The sequence below is a fragment of the Stieleria mannarensis genome (assembly GCF_014154935.1).
Lineage (GTDB): Bacteria > Planctomycetota > Planctomycetia > Pirellulales > Pirellulaceae > Stieleria > Stieleria mannarensis.
The window spans coordinates 1-609 of the sequence record NZ_JACEHH010000201.1 but is presented as its reverse complement, the minus strand read 5'-3'; the positions used below and the strand labels follow the sequence as shown (position 1 = coordinate 609).

General features: G+C 53.0%; 1 protein-coding gene. It reads right to left on the bottom strand.

The window, feature by feature from the left end:
- Positions 1-27: 27 nt before the first annotated feature.
- Positions 28-609, bottom strand: a 582-nt coding sequence (locus tag H1B37_RS33055; protein ID WP_182871529.1) for a formylglycine-generating enzyme family protein, incomplete at its 5' end; no start/stop codon positions are given.

The window sequence follows — 609 nt, the reverse complement described above, 5'->3', positions numbered from 1 at the left end:
TTCGTCCGATCCGTGCGCAGGCAAAGGTCAATCGCTTTCGTAGCAGATTCGAAAACCGAGAAAACTGAGCGAACCCTTTTCTCGATGCCCCCAAGACCTATAGGTGCAACGAGCACGGTCTACACCGTATGCAAAAGATCCGCCCCGAATCACTCTTTGTTCGGGAAGTCCGTTGCCTGTACCCTCGGCAGCGTGTAACACGTAAACGTCCTGGCACCACTCGGCGACGTTGCCCAACATTCCGCGGAGGCCTATTTCGTTTGTTTGTGATTCATTTACGGGAAGTGGCTTTGTACGAGTTTGTCCCCGTTTAATTCCGTCAGGAATCACCACGTCAATCGACTTCTCCACCCTTCCAACGACTGCATCTTGTTGCGTCTCAAGAAGCGATTCACGCGAATTGCATTCACCAGCCAGTCCTTTCCGGCAGCAGAACTCCCATTCGGCCTCGTTCAGAAGCCGATATTTTTTGCCGTCACGATCCGAGGCCCAGCGGCAATATGCATTCGCATCCACCCATGAAACAACGACAACCGGAGCATTAGGACCGCTTTCTTCCGCGAAGTCAGTCCAGAATGGGTCGCGTCCCCGTCGTTCTTCAGATGTTTG